General features: G+C 45.0%; 16 protein-coding genes. 13 read left to right on the top strand and 3 right to left on the bottom strand.

Annotated elements, in window-relative coordinates; genetic code table 11:
- Positions 1–813: a hypothetical protein gene (locus ACCI49_RS01850; protein ID WP_371837265.1), complete on the top strand. Its 813-nt coding sequence runs from the start codon at positions 1–3 to the stop codon at positions 811–813.
- A 212-nt stretch (positions 814–1,025) separates the two neighbouring features.
- Here the strand turns inward: ACCI49_RS01850 and ACCI49_RS01845 are convergent, their stop codons facing one another.
- Entirely contained in the window at positions 1,026–2,414 is a 1,389-nt protein-coding gene (locus tag ACCI49_RS01845) for an MATE family efflux transporter (protein WP_371837264.1), read from the bottom strand.
- A gap of 1,002 nt (positions 2,415–3,416) precedes the next feature.
- Between ACCI49_RS01845 and coxB the strand changes: the two genes are divergently transcribed.
- From coxB to ACCI49_RS01825, 4 genes are read left to right on the top strand one after another with little or no spacing between them, the layout of a single operon-like run.
- The gene (gene coxB / locus ACCI49_RS01840; RefSeq protein ID WP_371837263.1) at positions 3,417–4,562 is read left to right on the top strand and encodes a cytochrome c oxidase subunit II; all 1,146 of its coding nucleotides are present in this window, start codon (positions 3,417–3,419) and stop codon (positions 4,560–4,562) included.
- Positions 4,563–4,582: 20 nt separating this feature from the next.
- A complete protein-coding gene (gene ctaD, locus ACCI49_RS01835) occupies positions 4,583–6,133 on the top strand; it encodes a cytochrome c oxidase subunit I (protein ID WP_371837262.1) in 1,551 nt (516 codons plus the stop codon).
- Between the two features lie 18 nt (positions 6,134–6,151).
- Positions 6,152–6,724, top strand: a complete 573-nt coding sequence (locus tag ACCI49_RS01830) for a cytochrome c oxidase assembly protein (RefSeq protein WP_371837261.1) — start codon at positions 6,152–6,154, stop codon at positions 6,722–6,724.
- A gap of 5 nt (positions 6,725–6,729) precedes the next feature.
- Positions 6,730–7,620, top strand: coding sequence for a cytochrome c oxidase subunit 3 (locus ACCI49_RS01825; RefSeq protein ID WP_371837260.1), 891 nt, complete (start codon positions 6,730–6,732; stop codon positions 7,618–7,620).
- A 61-nt stretch (positions 7,621–7,681) separates the two neighbouring features.
- Here the strand turns inward: ACCI49_RS01825 and ACCI49_RS01820 are convergent, their stop codons facing one another.
- Positions 7,682–7,906, bottom strand: coding sequence for a DUF2909 domain-containing protein (locus ACCI49_RS01820; RefSeq protein ID WP_371837259.1), 225 nt, complete (start codon positions 7,904–7,906; stop codon positions 7,682–7,684).
- Between the two features lie 33 nt (positions 7,907–7,939).
- On the opposite strand from ACCI49_RS01820, the gene ACCI49_RS01815 reads away from it, so the two are divergent.
- The 8 genes from ACCI49_RS01815 to ACCI49_RS01780 all read left to right on the top strand — a co-directional run bounded on the left by ACCI49_RS01815 (position 7,940) and on the right by ACCI49_RS01780 (position 14,800).
- On the top strand, positions 7,940–8,686 hold the full coding sequence (locus tag ACCI49_RS01815) for an SURF1 family protein (RefSeq protein WP_371837258.1): 747 nt from the start codon (positions 7,940–7,942) through the stop codon (positions 8,684–8,686).
- A gap of 12 nt (positions 8,687–8,698) precedes the next feature.
- Complete coding sequence (locus ACCI49_RS01810; RefSeq protein ID WP_371837257.1) at positions 8,699–9,340, top strand: redox-active disulfide-containing membrane protein; 642 nt, start codon at positions 8,699–8,701, stop codon at positions 9,338–9,340.
- Positions 9,330–10,448, top strand: a complete 1,119-nt coding sequence (locus ACCI49_RS01805) for a COX15/CtaA family protein (protein WP_371837256.1) — start codon at positions 9,330–9,332, stop codon at positions 10,446–10,448. The genes ACCI49_RS01810 and ACCI49_RS01805 overlap by 11 nt, the downstream gene beginning before the upstream one ends.
- A gap of 163 nt (positions 10,449–10,611) precedes the next feature.
- Entirely contained in the window at positions 10,612–11,505 is an 894-nt protein-coding gene (cyoE, locus tag ACCI49_RS01800; RefSeq protein ID WP_371837255.1) for a heme o synthase, read from the top strand.
- 4 nt (positions 11,506–11,509) lie between these two features.
- Positions 11,510–12,196: an SCO family protein gene (locus tag ACCI49_RS01795; RefSeq protein ID WP_371837254.1), complete on the top strand. Its 687-nt coding sequence runs from the start codon at positions 11,510–11,512 to the stop codon at positions 12,194–12,196.
- Between the two features lie 191 nt (positions 12,197–12,387).
- Entirely contained in the window at positions 12,388–13,059 is a 672-nt protein-coding gene (locus ACCI49_RS01790; protein ID WP_371837253.1) for a CPBP family intramembrane glutamic endopeptidase, read from the top strand.
- A 106-nt stretch (positions 13,060–13,165) separates the two neighbouring features.
- A complete protein-coding gene (locus ACCI49_RS01785; protein WP_371837252.1) occupies positions 13,166–14,362 on the top strand; it encodes a dipeptidase in 1,197 nt (398 codons plus the stop codon).
- Between the two features lie 216 nt (positions 14,363–14,578).
- Entirely contained in the window at positions 14,579–14,800 is a 222-nt protein-coding gene (locus ACCI49_RS01780) for a hypothetical protein (RefSeq protein ID WP_371837251.1), read from the top strand.
- 437 nt (positions 14,801–15,237) lie between these two features.
- Here ACCI49_RS01780 and ACCI49_RS01775 read toward each other — a convergent pair whose 3' ends face one another.
- The gene (locus ACCI49_RS01775) at positions 15,238–17,841 is read right to left on the bottom strand and encodes a TonB-dependent receptor (protein WP_371837250.1); all 2,604 of its coding nucleotides are present in this window, start codon (positions 17,839–17,841) and stop codon (positions 15,238–15,240) included.
- Positions 17,842–18,000: the final 159 nt, after the last annotated feature.

Here is an 18,000-nt window from a genome sequence, read left to right as displayed (position 1 = left end):
TTGTTGGTCGTATTGCTGGCTATGATAGCAACTGGCTTATACGGCCTTAACCATTATCGCGAAGTCAAAAAGCATCAGCAAGAGCAAATCGCTCATTTCCTGGCCAGTTGCGTTAACCAGGGAATTTTAAGTCTGTTTCGCTTGCAGGCAAACGACTGGAAGAAACATCCCGGTTTTTACCGGGAGCAGCAGCAGGCATTGCGAGCTGATATAGTGGCACTGCCACAAAAAACCCTAGATGGAAAGCCTTTCCATTCATGGAAGTATGCGGTAGAAATTTGTGACAAACTGACCAGAAACAGTAACCTCCAGCACATTACCATTTTTCGTCCTCTCGGCGAATTAGCCTCGATTGAAATGTCTGATCCTAGGACATTCAAAAAAAGGGAAGCACTACGCAAACGTAAGAAAATCATTGTGGCTCTACAAGAATCTGCCAGGGCGGCGGACAGGTATCTGAGGGATTTACAAAGTGACCTCAATACACAATTGCAAACCTATCGTTTTTCAAGCGAAGATAAAGCAATAATTTTAGGGAAAATCAATTCAGAGGTGCTCGAATTCTACCAAAAGGGAAAATTTTCACTAAAAAGTGTGGAGATATATCTTGAGAGGCTATCCAGTTTCTATCGGCTGATGGCGGAAAACCCCAGAGGATATACGGTACGAAATGGAAGTCTGTACTTTTATGATAGAAAACTCAGGTCACAAGTAGAAGCACTGAATCGGGCTATTTTGCAAGGTGAAGGAGCGTTTTTTGCAAATTATACTCAGATAGTCGTGGGCAAGCAGATTACAGTGCCAGCTATTTAAAAAATGGTGAGCGGGTTTTAGTACATTATTATGCCCGCTCAGTATTTACCATCCTGAGTTTATTGTATTTATAGCTTCCACTATTCAGCATTGGTTGAGATATCCTGCTTTGAGTTTTTACTGTTAAACGCTAAATAAAAAGGCCAGCATCTCTACAAGGCAGCATTTCCTAATTGATAAGCATTTCAGGTTTGATAACAATGCCACTTGGCTCACTCCTTATAGCTTTGAGTGTCAGTATTTTCTTTATCTTGACGTGCTCCTTCTTGTATCCAAGAGTCGGTAACAGTGTAGTATCGATAATAAAAAACAAGGCCCAAGGATCGTGCGCTAATCCACAAAAAAAGGCTGAACCAAATGCCATGATTGCCCCAGTCCCGGGTTAACCACCAGCTGGGAAAGAAAACTACAATCGTGGCAATAAACATAGTATCGCGCATTTGTCGGCTTTTCCCGGCTCCAATAAATACCCCATCAAGTTGGTAACTCCATACAGCAAATAGCGGTAAAGCACACAGCCACCAGTAGACTTGGCTGGCCTGTATAATTACAGAGTTTAAGTCGGTAAATAGTGAAAGAATGGCTGACTGCCCGATAAGCAAAATTACGGTAAATCCAGTAGCGCTACCAAGAGCCCAAATACCCGCACTGTACACAGTAGCTTGGAAAAGCCTGTTTGACTTCTGGGCAATAGATTCACCTACCAGGGCCTCAGTAGCGTGTGCAAATCCGTCTAACGCATAAGAAGTGATCATTAGAAGCTGAAGTAAAATGGCATTGGCAGCCAGCACAGTGTCCCCTTGAGAGGCCCCCTGAGCAGTAAAAAAAGTCAGAGTTAGCAACAACAGGCATGTACGAATAAATAGATCTGTATTGATATGGAGCAGTTCCAGCCAGGGCCAGCGATTGATCCAGGGCAGAAACTGCCGCTGATGGAGTTGCCGCGAAATGCTTACCCAAATAGACTCATCAACCCGATTGAGCAAATACAACCCGAGCGCAAATGCGAGAAAGTCCGCACATACGGTTGCCGCTGCAGCTCCTCTAGCACCGAGGCCAAGTCCGAGAATAAAAAGAAAGTCCAGAATGATATTGAGGAGGTTTGCTGCAAGCAACACATATAAAGGGGCACGACTATCCTGTCGACCGATAAAAAATCCCAGTATAGCGAAATTGACCAGCGCTACAGGGGCGCTGATTAGGCGAATCTGTAGATAGGAAAGCGCATGGGGGGCCGCTTCCGGACTGGCATTCATCCAGCTGACAATTAAGCCCAACAAAGGGAAGGCAATAAGTTGCAATAGAAAGCCGAGGCAAAGTGCAAGAATCAGCGCACGTAAAAACCATTCGACGCCACCCTCCTGACTGCGAGCCACCAACCCTGTAGTCCCCATACGTAGGAAGCCAAATGCCCATAGAAGCATGGACATCACACTCGCTCCAATTGCAACACCGGAAAGGTACTCCGGCGAAGGCAGGTGACCGAGAATAGCAGTATCCACCGCTCCGAGCAGAGGTACAGAGATATTGCTTAGGATCATTGGCCAAGCCAGATTCCATACCCGTTGCAGTGGTTGACTCTCAAGTTGTGATTGATGCATAAGTGAAACTACGAAAAGATGATCTGAGCTGAAAAATTCTGAATTGTGCGGGCAAACGGTTGGATGCTGAAGGGTCAACTTCTATGGCTATTAACCTGGCGATGCAATTGATGGATCATCATTGATTTCATGATCGCCCGCGAATTACTGGAGAAGATATGTGAAGTTGCCGGTATTTCGCGGTCTCGCGCCGCCCCATGGTCGACGGCGATAGATCCTTGTGCCGGAAGATTGCTCAGGTAATATCTTCCATGCAATGAAAAAAGGTCGACCGTGTAACCGGTCAGAATAGTCAGAGGCCCATTCGCACCTGTTTCCTCGTGGCAATTAGTGGAAATCAAACATGGTACAAGAACTCGCTTTTGGCGCATAAATCGTTTGTAACTAAGCTGTCGATTATACATTACGATAACCGGATAGCAGGCTAAATAAATATCATAACATTCACAAATATCTTTAAATTATCGCAAGTACATGAGTAGCGGAATTCACTGAGTGAAAAACTTCAAGTAGTTGTCATGTTTCCATAAAGAAATCGTCTTGTCACAAGGGACTCCTCCTGAGACAAACTTGAGCAAGGATATCTTATGTTTTTGATAGAATTTATTTGTAATACCCTATTAAGTTACAAAGGCTGAGGATAATTTTTTGCTATAAGCATCGATTGACTTTTTCAGAGTAATATGTTCCTGTTGTACCTGCAGTAGTTGCGACAAATAAAGAGAAACAGGTTGTTGGTTGTACCTTCCGGGCGACGGCATCTGAAGTAAAAAAATCTTTTACTAAGAATAACAAGTTGCACTGATAGCAGTAATGCGGAGATGTCTCTCCGCCCAGTGTATGTAGTCTTGTGTTACTACAGTATGTCCACAATTTTTGTGTGGAATTAATCCCGTACCTATTTATCAGTACCGGGATATTTCATTTATCCGTGAAGGCCAGCGGCCAAAATAAAAATTACGGGTTTTCCGCGAAACCCGAAACCACGGAGATCTGTAGGCGATGTTGAGAGGCTTTGATCGGCTGTTCGCCTTGCTGGCTGCTTCGCTGTCCGCCCATTCTACACTGGCGGAAGAGGAGGCTGTTGAGCGCTGGGGGGTCAATATGCCCAAAGGGGTAACAGAAGTTGCCCAAACTACTTATGAACTACACATGTTGATCCTTTGGATTTGTGTGGCAATAGGCGTCCTGGTGTTTGGCGTCATGTTTTACAGCATGTGGCGACACCGAAAGAGCAAGGGACACCAGGCTGCACAATTTCATGAGAGCACTGCGGTTGAACTGGTGTGGACGATTATTCCCACCATTATCCTTATTTTGATGGCAATCCCCGCTACTAAAACTCTCTACGATATCTATGATACGGATAAGGCCGATCTGGATATTATGATCACCGGCTACCAGTGGAAGTGGAAGTATGATTACCTGGGCTCGGATGTCTCTTTCTTTTCCAACCTCTCAACACCACGGGCACAGATCAATAACGAGCAACCCAAGGGTCCTAATTACTTGCTTGAAGTTGATGAGCCTTTGGTTGTGCCTATTAAGAAAAAAATACGTTTTCTAATCACTGCAAATGATGTCATCCATGCGTGGTGGGTGCCGGATCTTGCAGTAAAAAAAGATGCAATACCGGGTTTTATTAATGAGTCCTGGACTCGTATTGAAGAGCCGGGCATCTATCGCGGTCAATGTGCAGAACTCTGTGGTAGGGATCATGGGTTTATGCCAATTGTTATCAAGGCGGTTCCTGAAGCGGAATATACAGCTTGGCTTGGCGGTAAGGCGACTGCTGCAGCAAAAATGCGCGAGTTAACGGAGAAAACTTTTACGTTTGACGAGTTATTTACCCAGGGGGAAAAAGTCTACAACCGTGCCTGTGCTGCATGCCATCAACCTAATGGACAAGGTGTACCAGGCGTATTCCCGCCTATAGCGGGATCGAAAATAGCAACCGGGTCATTGGAGAGCCATCTGGATATTGTTATTGATGGGTCCCAGGTGAACCCCGCTATGCAGGCATTTGGAGAGCAGCTGTCGGAAGTAGACCTCGCTGCGGTTATTACCTACCAGCGCAATGCCTTCGGCAACGAGATGGGCGATACCGTTCAGCCCATTGATATTCTCAACTTTAAGAATAAGCAGTGAGCGACTGGAGGAAATTAAGCATGGCACATGGTCCTCAGGCTGGATTAAAGCGATGGCTTTACACCACGAATCATAAAGACATCGGGACATTATATCTGTGGTTCAGTTTCGCGATGTTTCTACTGGGCGGTTGTATGGCGTTGGTTATTCGCGCCGAATTATTTGAGCCAGGCTTGCAGATTGTGCAGCCGGAGTTCTTTAACCAAATGACCACAATGCACGGCCTGATAATGGTCTTCGGAGCGGTGATGCCGGCCTTTGTGGGGCTCGCCAACTGGATGATCCCGATGATGATTGGTGCTCCAGATATGGCATTGCCACGCATGAATAACTGGAGCTTCTGGATATTGCCCTTTGGGTTTGCAATGCTCGCCTCCACGCTGTTTATGGAGGGTGGCGCACCAAACTTTGGCTGGACTTTCTATGCACCGCTATCTACTGAGTATGCGCCGCCCAGTGTGACATTCTTTATCTTTTCTGTGCATATTCTGGGTGCATCCTCAATTATGGGGGCAATCAATATTATTGCCACAATCCTGAATATGCGGGCACCGGGGATGACACTGATGAAAATGCCACTGTTCGTATGGACATGGCTGATCACAGCGTACCTTTTGATTGCCGTGATGCCGGTACTCGCTGGGGTGGTGACCATGATGCTGATGGATATTCATTTTGGTACCAGCTTCTTCAGTGCAGCGGGTGGCGGTGACCCAGTGTTGTTTCAGCACGTTTTCTGGTTCTTTGGGCATCCGGAAGTCTACATAATGATTTTGCCAGCATTTGGCATTATCTCAGCGATTATTCCCACCTTTACCCGTAAACCGTTATTTGGCTACAGTTCCATGGTCTACGCTACTGCGGCAATCGCTTTCCTAAGCATGATCGTATGGGCCCACCATATGTTTACTGTGGGAATGCCTATCGCCGGTGAGTTGTTTTTTATGTATGCCACCATGCTGATCTCAGTGCCCACAGGCGTTAAGATTTTTAACTGGGTATCCACCATGTTTCGCGGTTCCATGACTTTTGAAACCCCGATGCTGTTTTCCATAGCCTTTATCATACTGTTTGCGATTGGTGGGTTTTCGGGGCTGATGTTAGCCATTGCGCCGGCAGATTTTCAGTATCACGACACCTATTTTGTTGTGGCACACTTTCACTATGTACTGGTTCCGGGCGCGATCTTCTCAATTACGGCGGGTGTTTATTACTGGCTGCCCAAATGGACCGGGCATATGTATAACGAAACAATGGGAAAGGTGCACTTCTGGTTGGCGTTTGTTGGCTTGAATTTGACCTTCTTCCCAATGCATTTTGTTGGTCTCGCTGGGATGCCAAGACGAATCCCGGACTACGCCCTGCAATTTGCTGACTTTAATCAAATGGCCAGTATAGGTGCCTTTCTTTTTGGTGCTGCCCAGATAGTTTTTCTATTTAATGTGGTTCGCACGGTAATGGGGGGTAAGAAGGCCTCAGAACAGGTTTGGGAAAACCCACAGGGGCTAGAGTGGACAGTACCGTCGCCTGCACCATATCACACTTTCAGTACTCCCCCGGTTGTTCGGTAGCGGTTAGTTAGGCAACAGATGAAATTTAGCGAAAATACCAGGGTAACAGTAAAGTTGCTGGCGCTTGCCGCCAGCATGTTGGTATTCGCCATATTTGTGATGCCACCTTTATATGATGCTTTCTGTGAGATCACTGGTCTCAATGGGAAAACTGGGGGTCGATATGAGGCAGTGCCAGCTGCTATTGATACCAGCAGGTCTATTACAGTTCAGTTTGTGGCCAGTAATAATGACAATATGCCCTGGAAATTCTCTCCCCGTGTAATGTCGATAGATGTTCATCCGGGTGAAACCATGGATACTGTATTTCTCGCCTATAACCCCACGGAGAGGGATATGATTGGGCAGGCGATTCCCAGTTTGGTGCCTTTTAAGGCTGCTGAGTATTTTCATAAAACTGAATGTTTTTGCTTCAACCAGCAGATTCTCAAAGCGGGTGAAAAAGCAGAACTTCCGTTGAGATTCATCGTTGATCCTGACATTCCACAAAGTGTAACAACCATAACCCTTTCCTACACGCTGTTCGATGTTACGGAAAGAATTTCTAAAAATATCGATAAAAACAATACTGATACCGCGCGAGAGGGATAAAAATTATGGCTACAGAAAGTAGTTATTATGTTCCGGAGCAGTCTAAGCTGCCGATTTTTGCCACCATAGGTATGTTCCTGATTGCCTTTGGTGCTGCGAATTGGATTAATGGTGGGAGTTCCTATATTTTCTTTACTGGTGCACTAACCCTAGCATCAGTCTTATGGTTTTGGTTTGCCGCAGTCATTAAGGAAAATATGGCAGGCTTGAATAGTGAGCAGCTCAAGCGATCATATGTTTGGGGTATGGGGTGGTTTATCTTCTCTGAGGTTATGTTCTTTGCAGCATTTTTTGGCGCCTTATATTATATACGGAATTTTTCAGTACCTTGGTTGGGCGGAGAAGGCGATAACGGAATTTCCAATATGCTATGGCAAGGTTTTGAGAGCTCATGGCCTGTATTTGTTACCCCAGATGCCGCCGCCCACGGAGATACAGCAAAATTCATAGGGCCGAAAGATGTCATTGATCCATGGCATCTACCGCTATGGAATACCATTATCTTATTGACCTCCAGTGTCACTGTACATTTTGCTCATGTATTTTTGAAAAAGGGGCAGCGAGCTAAGTTTAATGCTTGGCTGGGATTAACGGTGATCCTCGGAGCGGTATTCCTGTACTTGCAAGCGAAGGAATACTATGAGGCCTACCAGCACCTCGGACTTACATTGGAATCTGGAATTTACGGTACTACATTCTTTATGCTAACAGGGTTCCATGGTGCACACGTGACTTTAGGAACAATCATGCTGTTAATAATGTTACTACGGTCAGTTATTGCTCAACATTTTAAACCTAATGATCACTTTGGGTTTGAGGCCGCGAGCTGGTATTGGCACTTTGTAGATGTGGTATGGGTTGGACTTTTTATCTTTGTCTATGTTCTTGGAGCTTGATGGTGAGATAATGATCCACTTCACGATGACAATACATTGATGGAGTGGATCTAAGAAATCATCAATATTTATCGGTCCAGGGAGCGCTTTTAACTAGGATTCCGCTTTCGAATCCGTACCAAATGGCAAGCAAAAGTAGAACCGCAAGTGAAATTCTAATTCCCAGGGCATAGAGCGTGCGTTTTGATTGTGGAGCTCCCATATCCCTTAATAAAAAAAATAGGGCACTGGAAAGGCTGACCAGTACTGCAAGAAAAAGAGCAACAATAACGATTTTCAGCCACATATTATTATTTTCCACCATATGATGCAGTAGCGCATGACACTTGAAATACCATCAGTCTCTGCGAAAAAAAACAGTGTACCACTGATTCGTAACTGGCCTATAACCATCTTTTCGGCTGTATTACTTCCTTTGCTGATTTCACTGGGATTTTGGCAGTTACAGAGAGCTGAAGAGAAGGCACTTATAGTTGCAGAAGTTGACTCCGGGCTGTCGGCACAACCCATTTCTCCTGTTGAAGGGACTGTTTTAAATCGATTTACTCCTGTGATTCTAACAGGTAAGTATAGCGAAGAAATCTACTTTCTGGATAATCGAACTCGAAGAGGCCGAGCAGGTTATGAAGTGTTACAGGTTTTTAATTCTAATGACAGGCGCTGGTTGATCAATCGGGGGTGGGTGGCCATGCCGCTTAGCAGAAAAATCTACCCAGAAATCACCTACCCAAAAACCATGATGACCATTATAGGTTTCCTGCATCCGATAGATGATAAATATACTCAAACTTCCTATAAAAAACTGGATGACCGGAGAGTGCAATATATAGATAGTTGGTTCGCTGATGAAATAAAACTGACAGAAAAATTATGGGTTGTGAGATTAACTGCAGATTCACATTCAGCTCTTGAAACAGGGTGGAATCTTGTAAATAGTAGCCCTGACCGGCATCGGGCATATTCTGTTCAATGGTTCAGTATGTCAATAGCCCTTGTCATTTTATGGATGTTTGCGGCCACTAATTTTGCTAGGCTATCAAGAAATAAAATAACTAGAAAAAGTTGAGGTATTTCTGTGATGGAAAAAAAAGAACAAGTATCCATTTTTGAAAGCGCGCAAAAATCTAAGAGCTATACGCAGCGAAGGAGACTGCAGGGAATTTCTATTGTCGCTTCAGTGCTTCTTCCAATTGCTGCTGCTTATATTGTTTTCTATACGGGGATGGGAATGCCCTCGGGAACAATCAATCAGGGCGAGCTTATTCAGCCGCCTGTAAAAATCGATGACTTTAAGGTGACTTTTCAAGGGAAACAGATGCCGCTGGTAAACACTGAATCACCTAAATGGCGTTATTTGATTTTTGGGGGGGAAGAGTGTGGTTATGAATGTGAAAAACTCTTGTATACCAGCAGGCAAGTTCATATTCGTTTAGGTGAGAAGGCAAACCGGGTTGAAAGACTTTTGATAACAGGTGGAGCGATCTCTGCTGATAGGGAGGAGCAGCTCAAGAGTGAACACCCCCGTTTGAGGGTATTGCAATTAAATCAGGAAAATATACAAGCTCTCCAGGAATTGACTGCCCATCAGAATGTAGCTGACATTCGCGCAGTTCTGATCGACCAGAAGGGGTTTGCAATGATGGCATACGATAATCATCACAGCGGAAATCAGTTATTGAAGGATATCAAACGTCTATTGAGGTACTCCTATGACAAGTAAATGGGAGAAAACCACAACAAATAATCTTGATCTTAATCAGCAGGCATACACCAGCTTACGATTAAAGTTGGTGTTGGGAGGTTGTGCTCTCGCAATTGTAGTTGTTGTGTTGGGAGCTTTTACCCGGCTGGTTGATGCCGGGCTGGGTTGTCCAGATTGGCCTGGTTGCTATGGGTACCTTACCTGGCCAGATGACATAGATGAAATACAATCTGCTAATAACGCCTTTCCGGATGCTCCTGTTGATACCAGTAAAACCTGGCCTGAAATGGTGCACCGCTATTTTGCCGGAGCTTTGTTACTATTGGTGGCAACTCTCACCTATATATCCTGGCGTATTCCGAGGCAGAGAACATTTAAGCAGACCCACATCTTGATGGGGTTGATTATTTTACAAGCAGCTTTTGGCATGTGGACGGTGACATTAAAGCTCTGGCCTCAGGTGGTCACAGCGCATCTATTGGGTGGTATGGCAACCTTATCCATGCTTTGGATGTTAGCTGAGCGCCTGAGAAATGGAATTAGTTATGTTTCCACAGCGCAATATCGAGCACTGTGCAAATTATACCCCCTAGCCTTTCTGACCATTATCATGGTCATTCTCCAAATAGCCTTGGGCGGCTGGACAAGCTCAAATTATGCGGCACTTGCATGCCCGGACTTCCCCAGTTGCCATGGACAGTGGTGGCCAAGTGCTGATTTCGAAGAGGGCTTTAATATCGCCCAGCAAATAGGACCAAATTATTTGGGCGGAGTCCTTGAGAGTGATGGGCGTACGGCTATTCACTATACCCACCGCCTCGGTGCACTGGTGGTAACATTGATGGTTATTTCCCTTGCTGTACTTACTTGGCGAGCGGGCTTAAAACGATGGGCACTAGGGTTAACAGGGCTCCTGGCTTTTCAGGTCGGCCTAGGTATTGCGAACGTTATTCTTTTTCTACCGCTTTCAGTTGCAGTGGCGCACAATGCCGGTGCAGCTCTACTTCTATTGGGAACTTTGACTTTCTATTATCGAATTAAGAAAGTTAGACCAGTGGAACCGAGCGAAGAAAATGATTGTGTTGAGCCCTTGCCACATAGGCCGATTTTGACGGGTGGGCATTGACAGTACTTACTACTGGGTCAGAAGGAAAGAATACACAGCACTCGAGACGCGCTGTGAATACATCCCTGTAAGCTCGTAATCGGCATCCATGCCTCATACGGTCCCGAGCGCAGTGTATTCTTTCCAATAGGTCATATCAGGGAAGAAATAAGCGGATTAAATTATGATCGTACAAACAGGTGAGATAGTTTCAACAGGTTGGCGTGATTATTATGAACTCACCAAGCCTAGGGTGGTGATGTTAATGATACTCACGTCGGTTATAGGGATGTTGCTCTCGGTTCCGGGAATGGTGCCGCTAGATATATTACTATGGGGTAATCTTGGTATAGCCCTTTGTGCAGGTAGTGCAGCGACAGTAAATCATCTGGTCGACCGTTATATTGATACGAAGATGGCGCGGACCAGTAATCGCCCCGTCGCAAAGGGACGTGTGGAGCCCCATAAAGCACTGCTGTTTTCTTTAATACTTGGCATTATGGGAATGTCGGTTCTTATATTCTTTGTGAATGCTTTAACAGCGTGGCTTACGCTGACTTCTCTACTTGGTTATGCAGTTATCTACACAATGTTCTTAAAACATGCGACCCCTCAGAATATTGTTATTGGCGGTCTGGCTGGTGCTGCACCGCCTTTACTGGGTTGGACAGCTGTAACAGGTGAAATCCACGGGCATGCATTATTATTGGTTTTGATCATATTTGCCTGGACTCCTCCCCATTTTTGGGCATTGGCTGTTCACCGAAAGGATGATTATGCCCGTGCTAACGTTCCCATGCTTCCCGTCACCCATGGTATCCCATATACAAATTTACATATTCTGCTTTATACCCTGATTCTTTTTGCAGTGAGCCTGCTGCCCTTTGCCACAGCTATGCTGGGTTGGCTCTATTTATTGGGGGCGGTTGTGCTCGGCTTGGGTTTTGTATACTGGAGCCTGGTGATGTTACGTGGGCGTAATCCAAATTCGGGGATGGAGACATTCAAATACTCTATTATTTATTTGATGGCTTTATTTTGCATAATGCTAATAGATCACTATTTAATAGCGGTGTAACAAAATGAATAACAGTGAAACCAAAAATGCTAACTATTTAACTTTACAAAAACAGAAGCGCGGTATTCGCATCACAATTGCTATTTTACTGCTATTCATTATCGCAGTTCTAGTAGGCTTTGTTAACAAAATGAATCAGCCGCGAGTGATTACAGATTCTGAGTTACGTTTAAATGGTACTGTTAAGTTACAGCGAGCGAGAATAATTGATAACTTTCAATTACTCTCAGACACAGGAGAAGTATTCCAAATCGAAAATTTGAGTGGTAACTGGAGCTTGATATTTTTTGGTTTCACACACTGCCCAGATGTTTGTCCAACAACTTTAACTACATTGAACAATTTTTACCAATTGCTTGATGAAGATACTCGGAAAGATACCAATATAATTTTGGTATCTGTTGATCCAAAAAGGGACAAGCCTGAAACGTTACATGATTATGTGCGGTACTTTAATAGTGATTTTTTAGGCGTTACAGGGGATTTTATTGAAATAAAGCGTTTTGCCAGCCAACTTAATGTTCCTTTTAACAAAGTTATGCTGGATGATGGAAACTATACGATGGACCATGGTTCTCAGGTGGTGCTTATTAATCCGCTTGGTCACTACCATGCGTTCTTTAAAGCCCCTCTTGATCCGGCAAAAATGAAGTTGACCTTTCGATCAATCCGCGCGACCTTTAATGGGTAGCAGTCTGGGGCCCGTAAAAGACATTGATACAGGGGCCGGGCATGCATCTGTGATTTAGCAAGGATTGAATAATGGAAAATGAGAGTGCTCCCAAGCAAATAATAAGCTCCAAAGTAGGCATAGGAGCTCCAACTCCCTGGGAGGCCCCAACTCTGTTGCTTTTGTGTGTAGTCCCTTTTGGCTGGGTGGGATTGCTGGCACCGGTTATTTGGTTGGCGCTGACCGGCATAGAAATCTATAAAGGCTGGCAGCGAGGGGTGTTGTTTTTGATAACAGCCTTGTTAATGTTAGTTGCCGGCCTAAATATCATTCCTGGTAGTGAACGCATACAGGTTTTACCACCCTATACCGATAGTACTGGAAATCTGATTTATGCGAGCATAAATAGTGGCAAAGCAGTTATCGCCATAGCATTACTCGCGTTTATGTTACGTTTACGACAAACTATACAATTAGCAGAGCTGCCTTATCTGTTTGCTGCTATTGCGATTCCGGTTTTAAGTGGACTGCTTTTATATGGTTATTCATACAAAGCATCGTTAACGATTTTTATCGCAATTTTGATCAACCTACTTATAGTGTGTATTAGCGAAGAGGGATTCTTCCGCTGGATACTGCAAAGAGGGTTGGCAGAAGTTCTAGGACGCTGGCGATGGGTATCTGTGCCCGTTATTGCTTTGGTATTTACTTTATTGCATGTTGGGTGGTCTGCCGATCCTGCAGCTAAATTTTTACTGGGATTGGCTGCACTTTGTTATGCCATGCTCTGGTATCTACGCAGCAACTTTTGGCTTTGTGTCTTTGCCCACTGGGGGGTAAATCTACTTCATATGTTGATTCTGCCTTACCCTTTGCCTGGGTAGTAATATTTCCAAATCAACAGTTACGGTAAATTTCAACATATATCTTTAGCATATTACCTTTCAGTGTAAAGTAGTATTTTTGTTTTAAAAATTTCGGAGTGTCGGGATGAAAAAACTCTATATTATTTTTCTGGCAGCACTTGTAGCCTGTACAGGGGGAGTGAATAAGGATCGCCAAAAATTAGCGGAAGAGCTGGTGCAGAGCAATATCTTAGTGGATGGGCACATAGATGTCCCTTACAGGTTATCCAAGGGGAAAGTCGATGTAGGGGTAGCAACTGAAGATGGAGATTTTGATTTTCCTCGAGCCAGTAGTGGTGGTCTAAACGCTCCATTTATGTCGATATATATACCTGCTGAAAAGGAAGTAGAGGGTACGGCTAAAGAATATGCGGATGGATTAATAGATTCTGTAGAGCAGATGGTAGCAGCACATCCCCAAAAATTTGCCATTGCAAAAAATTTAGAAAATCTTAAAGAGCAAATTAGCCAGGGTAAGATCTCCATGCCGTTAGGTATGGAAAATGGAGCCGCTATAGATGGCAACCTGGAAAATCTCAAACATTTTTATGACAGGGGAGTTCGTTATATCACACTTACTCACTCAAAAAGTAATCATATCTCTGACTCTTCCTACGATAAAGAGCGCCCTTGGGGGGGGCTTAGTGATTTTGGGGAAAAGTTGATCAGAGAAATGAACACATTGGGTGTTATGGTGGATGTGTCACATATCTCAGATGAGGCTTTTTGGCAGGTGATAGAGGTTTCTGCTGTGCCGGTAATTGCTTCACATTCTTCAGCGCGACACTTCACCCCCGATTTTGAACGCAATATGAGTGACGAGATGATCAAGGCTCTGGCAAACAGGGGGGGCGTAATTATGATCAACTTTGGATCAACCTTTATCAGTGCAAAATCCCGTGATTCCAGTGCTTTGATTAACGCTTCTGTTGATCAATTTATGCAGGAAAGAAACTTCACTGAAAAAAATGAAGAGGTTAAAGCCTATATGGAGGCGTTGCGTAAGGAAAAATTTGTTTATGCCGATCTAGAGGATGTACTTGACCATTTTGATCATATTCGCAGTCTTGTGGGAGTTGATCATATTGGAATAGGCTCCGATTTTGATGGCGTCGGAGATAGTCTGCCAAATGGTTTGAAGGATGTTTCCGCATACCCAAATCTTGTTTTTGGTTTATTGGAACGTGGTTACAGCCGTGATGACATCAAAAAGATCCTGGGCGAAAATGTTTTACGCGTTTGGCGCATTAACGAAGAATATGCAATCTTACAGAGGCGCTAATCCTTTAGTAATGCCTCATACTTAAAAGGGAGAAGGGAAGAATACACTGCGCTCGGGACCGTATGAGGCATGGATGCCGATTACGAGCTTACAGGGATGTATTCACAGCGCGTTTCGAGTACAGTGTATTCTTTTCTTCTGACCCAGTAGTAAGTATATTATGCTGTCAATAATATTCTATTTTGGGAATATCATCTCGAGTGGAAATATCCTTTGATGAAAGTGATCAGACTTTCAAAGACCACGCGGTTTATAATTGGATGGGTCGGGTTATTAATTGCTGCGCCATTTTTTCTTTGGGGTCTGGCGGGTTTACTAGGTGTAGTTCCTTCGATGCTTAAAGTTTTTGGTATTGAGGGACTACGTGTACCTGCGGGCATCACTATTATAGGATTGGTAATTGCAGCTATTGGATTCTGGGATTATGAAGAGGATTAGGAGATAATAACGTGCTGAAAGTATCAGACCTTTTTATTATGTTGGCAGTTCTAATCTCTTTTGCTTTGTCTGGATACTTGTGGTTCAGTGGGCATAAGGACCAGGGTATATTTACCGCCTTATGGGTTCCAAGTATTCTTGCATTCGGTATCTATTTTAAAGTATCCGTCTTACTTGCTCGCCGAGGCTGAATGTGTCTGAGTCATTTATTCTGGCAATTGGAATTGGTGTATCAATCTGTTTGTTAATTGGAATTGTTTTAACTGTGTATGAATTCCATAAGGCTGGATCGGAACCAGTTAAAAAGCCCGCTAATAAGGATTAATCTACTATATCAATATAATTATAAAGTTAGAATGCGGAGCACTTGCCTGCTTCGCAAGAGTAAAAAGGGAAGCCATGAGCTTCCCTTTTTATTGGGAGTTACTGCCCTCTATTTAAAAAGAGTATGTCATCTTGCCGTAGATAAAGCGACCACGTGGGTCGTGCTGGGATTGCACATAGCCGTACAAGTCATCAGCTCCATCACCGATAGCAAATGGTGGTTCTTCATCGAAGAGGTTTTCTGCTCCAAGGCTGAGCACCATATTATTAAACCCAGTGTATCGTGCTTGGAAATTCACAGTCATAAATGAGTCCACTGTACGATCAGTTCGGGAAGCTCCGTGGTCGGGAACATCCTCAAATTCCCCAATGTAATTTATTCCCGCACTAAGTCCAAAATTGTCCATGGACCAGTCGGCGGTAGTCGTCCAACGGTGTTGGGGATACTCATACTCGCCAGCTAAATCTTCATTAATAGGGTCTTCACTGCTACCTAATCCTATACGGTCAAACTCGACGAGATAGGAATAGTCCAGTCGAAGTCCAAGTTCACCGCCGGCTAGTGCCAAGCCACTGTAAACCGCGGTGAAATCGATACCAGAGACATCCTGCTCACCGATATTCAGGTAGGTGCCGTAGATTTCCTGAATTGGGCCCAAAGTATCTTCAGGTCTTAGGGGATCTGCACGATTACAGATCACACTATCCTGGCTATCACAGTACTTATCATAAAGGTGCTGTGCAGGTTGATCCTCAATTTTGTTTTCCTGAGTGATATTCCAGTAGTCCAGGGACAACTGCAGCCCTTCCAATGGTTCAAGTACAGCACCGATATTGAATGATTCAGATTCTTCAGGTTCCAAATCGGGATTACCTGTAAAGACAATGGTGTAGTCAGTTGAACTACAAAGGGTTTCATTCTCCGCGCAACCGTAGGTATCATTATCCTCTAGGAATACTGATTTCTGTGATGGACCCAGTCCAACTTGAGCCAGTGAGGGGGCGCGGAACCCTGTGCCCCAAGAAGTGCGCAGGGTAAGCATTTCATTGACGGGCCACAGCAGGCTGGCCATGGGATTGGTTGAGCTGCCGAAATCGCTATAGTCATCATAACGGCCAGCGAGGCTGAGTTCGATGTCGGCTGGTAGAGGGATGGCGAACTCCACGAAAGCCGAGGTGATGTCCCGGCTAGCCTTAGCATAAACAGATTCAGTACCAAAAATCAGTCCGCGTTGGAATTGGTCATCGGGTATATCAGAGATTTTTTCTTCACGGTATTCGAGACCCGTGGCCATAGCTACGGTACCGTTGCTGGTTTCAAATAGATCGCCATTAATGGAAAAGTCGTAACCGGTGAACTCTGATTTGCCTTGGCGAACCAGGCTGGTAGTTATCGCATCTATGACAGATTCCGGATTTTCCACGCCGCCAAAGGGATTGTAATTACCGGCATTGATCTGCTCTTGTAACAGATCAGTGCGTACCCAGCCTTGGGATTTACTACCGGTTTGTTTCGATTCGCTACGGGAACGCTGTACAGAGGCCTCCCAATCCCACTCGGCGATGCTGCCGCGTAGCCCAAAAACGCCACGTAAATTATCAGTTTCTATTTCCCAATGGCGCGCACCGGCATCCACGGTACGAAAACGGTAGATTTCCACATCTTCGCCAAATGGGTTGTCGGGATGATCAGCTAGTACATAGAGTCCCGCAGTTTCATCTAAAGGCGTTGGTGCTCCCTGGGCGACAGAGGTGTTATGCTGTACGGCGATTTCACTGAAGAACTCCAGGTTTTCGGTGAGATCTGTATGACTGAGCATTAATAAACCTGTGCGCTCCGCTTCCGGAGTGATAAGAGTCCAGGGCCCGTAATCGTAAAGACAGGTTTTGCCGTTATCGCGCTCCTCTGGGCAACTTGGGTCGGGTACACTTGTGCCATCTCCTGATGCAAGAATAAAACTACCTGGGAAGCCACGGGATGACCAGTTGTTATTGCCTCCGCGGCTCGCCAAATTCGGGTTGTCCAGGCCTCGTTCAGAGCTGGAAAGTCGTGAGTTTTTGTGGTGGTCCAAAATAACGGTGAAATTGGAGTTTTCTCCATTGACCCCCCAGACTGCGCTGAATGACTGCTCGTCGTAGCCATCGGCACTGCCATAGTCCATAGAGACTTCGGCGCCTTCAAAGTCTTTGCGCAATACCAGGTTGACCACACCAGCTATGGCGTCAGAACCGTAAATAGCGGAGGCTCCATCTTTCAGTATTTCCACCCTTTCAACTGCTGCTAGCGGAATACTGTTGATATCTACAAAGTTAGTACCGATGTTTTCGGCGAAGGAGCTGATAGCTACACGCTTGCCATTGACCAATACCAGGGTTGCGTCGGCGCCCATACCACGCAAACTAACCGCCGCTGCACCATTGGCGGTTGAGTCCTGATTATTGCCACGGGTGGAGAAAGTGCCATTACCGGCGGCAGGGTTTTTCTCAAACAGTTGCTGCAGGTTGGTATAACCGGAATTCTCGATAGTCTCACGATCCATCACTTGGACCGGGGTAGCATTCTCGAACTCGGAGTTGCGACTGATACGTGAGCCAACAACAGTGACTTCCTCAAGAGCTTCCTCCTCAGCGGCAAGGAGGGTTTGGGGCGTTGTAGCGGCAATTGTAGCCAGTATGGCGCTTGCTAATACGTTGCGACGGAGAGTGAATTTTTCCATGTTTTGCTGAACCTTTTTATTGTCATAGTCCGTGACTGGCCAAGTGGCTGGTCGTTGGGCAACACTAGCAACGGCGGAAAATTGAAACAATTGGCTGGAGGCGGAGCACAAGCTTATTGGGAAGATAGGTGATACAAGTCGCTTTTATGGGTGTGATTA

It is taken from the genome of Microbulbifer epialgicus, assembly GCF_041447265.1.
GTDB classification, from domain to species: domain Bacteria; phylum Pseudomonadota; class Gammaproteobacteria; order Pseudomonadales; family Cellvibrionaceae; genus Microbulbifer; species Microbulbifer epialgicus.
The sequence above is the reverse complement of the archived record's forward strand: the minus strand, read 5'-3'. Positions and strand labels throughout refer to the sequence as shown.

Coding starts and splice junctions, on each gene's coding strand:
- ACCI49_RS01845 (WP_371837264.1), bottom strand. CDS start 2,414: ATGCATCAATCACAACTTGAGAGTCAACCACTGCAACGGGTATGGAAT.
- coxB (WP_371837263.1), top strand. CDS start 3,417: ATGTTGAGAGGCTTTGATCGGCTGTTCGCCTTGCTGGCTGCTTCGCTG.
- ctaD (WP_371837262.1), top strand. CDS start 4,583: ATGGCACATGGTCCTCAGGCTGGATTAAAGCGATGGCTTTACACCACG.
- ACCI49_RS01830 (WP_371837261.1), top strand. CDS start 6,152: ATGAAATTTAGCGAAAATACCAGGGTAACAGTAAAGTTGCTGGCGCTT.
- ACCI49_RS01825 (WP_371837260.1), top strand. CDS start 6,730: ATGGCTACAGAAAGTAGTTATTATGTTCCGGAGCAGTCTAAGCTGCCG.
- ACCI49_RS01820 (WP_371837259.1), bottom strand. CDS start 7,906: ATGTGGCTGAAAATCGTTATTGTTGCTCTTTTTCTTGCAGTACTGGTC.
- ACCI49_RS01815 (WP_371837258.1), top strand. CDS start 7,940: ATGACACTTGAAATACCATCAGTCTCTGCGAAAAAAAACAGTGTACCA.
- ACCI49_RS01810 (WP_371837257.1), top strand. CDS start 8,699: ATGGAAAAAAAAGAACAAGTATCCATTTTTGAAAGCGCGCAAAAATCT.
- ACCI49_RS01805 (WP_371837256.1), top strand. CDS start 9,330: ATGACAAGTAAATGGGAGAAAACCACAACAAATAATCTTGATCTTAAT.
- cyoE (WP_371837255.1), top strand. CDS start 10,612: ATGATCGTACAAACAGGTGAGATAGTTTCAACAGGTTGGCGTGATTAT.
- ACCI49_RS01795 (WP_371837254.1), top strand. CDS start 11,510: ATGAATAACAGTGAAACCAAAAATGCTAACTATTTAACTTTACAAAAA.
- ACCI49_RS01785 (WP_371837252.1), top strand. CDS start 13,166: ATGAAAAAACTCTATATTATTTTTCTGGCAGCACTTGTAGCCTGTACA.
- ACCI49_RS01780 (WP_371837251.1), top strand. CDS start 14,579: ATGAAAGTGATCAGACTTTCAAAGACCACGCGGTTTATAATTGGATGG.
- ACCI49_RS01775 (WP_371837250.1), bottom strand. CDS start 17,841: ATGGAAAAATTCACTCTCCGTCGCAACGTATTAGCAAGCGCCATACTG.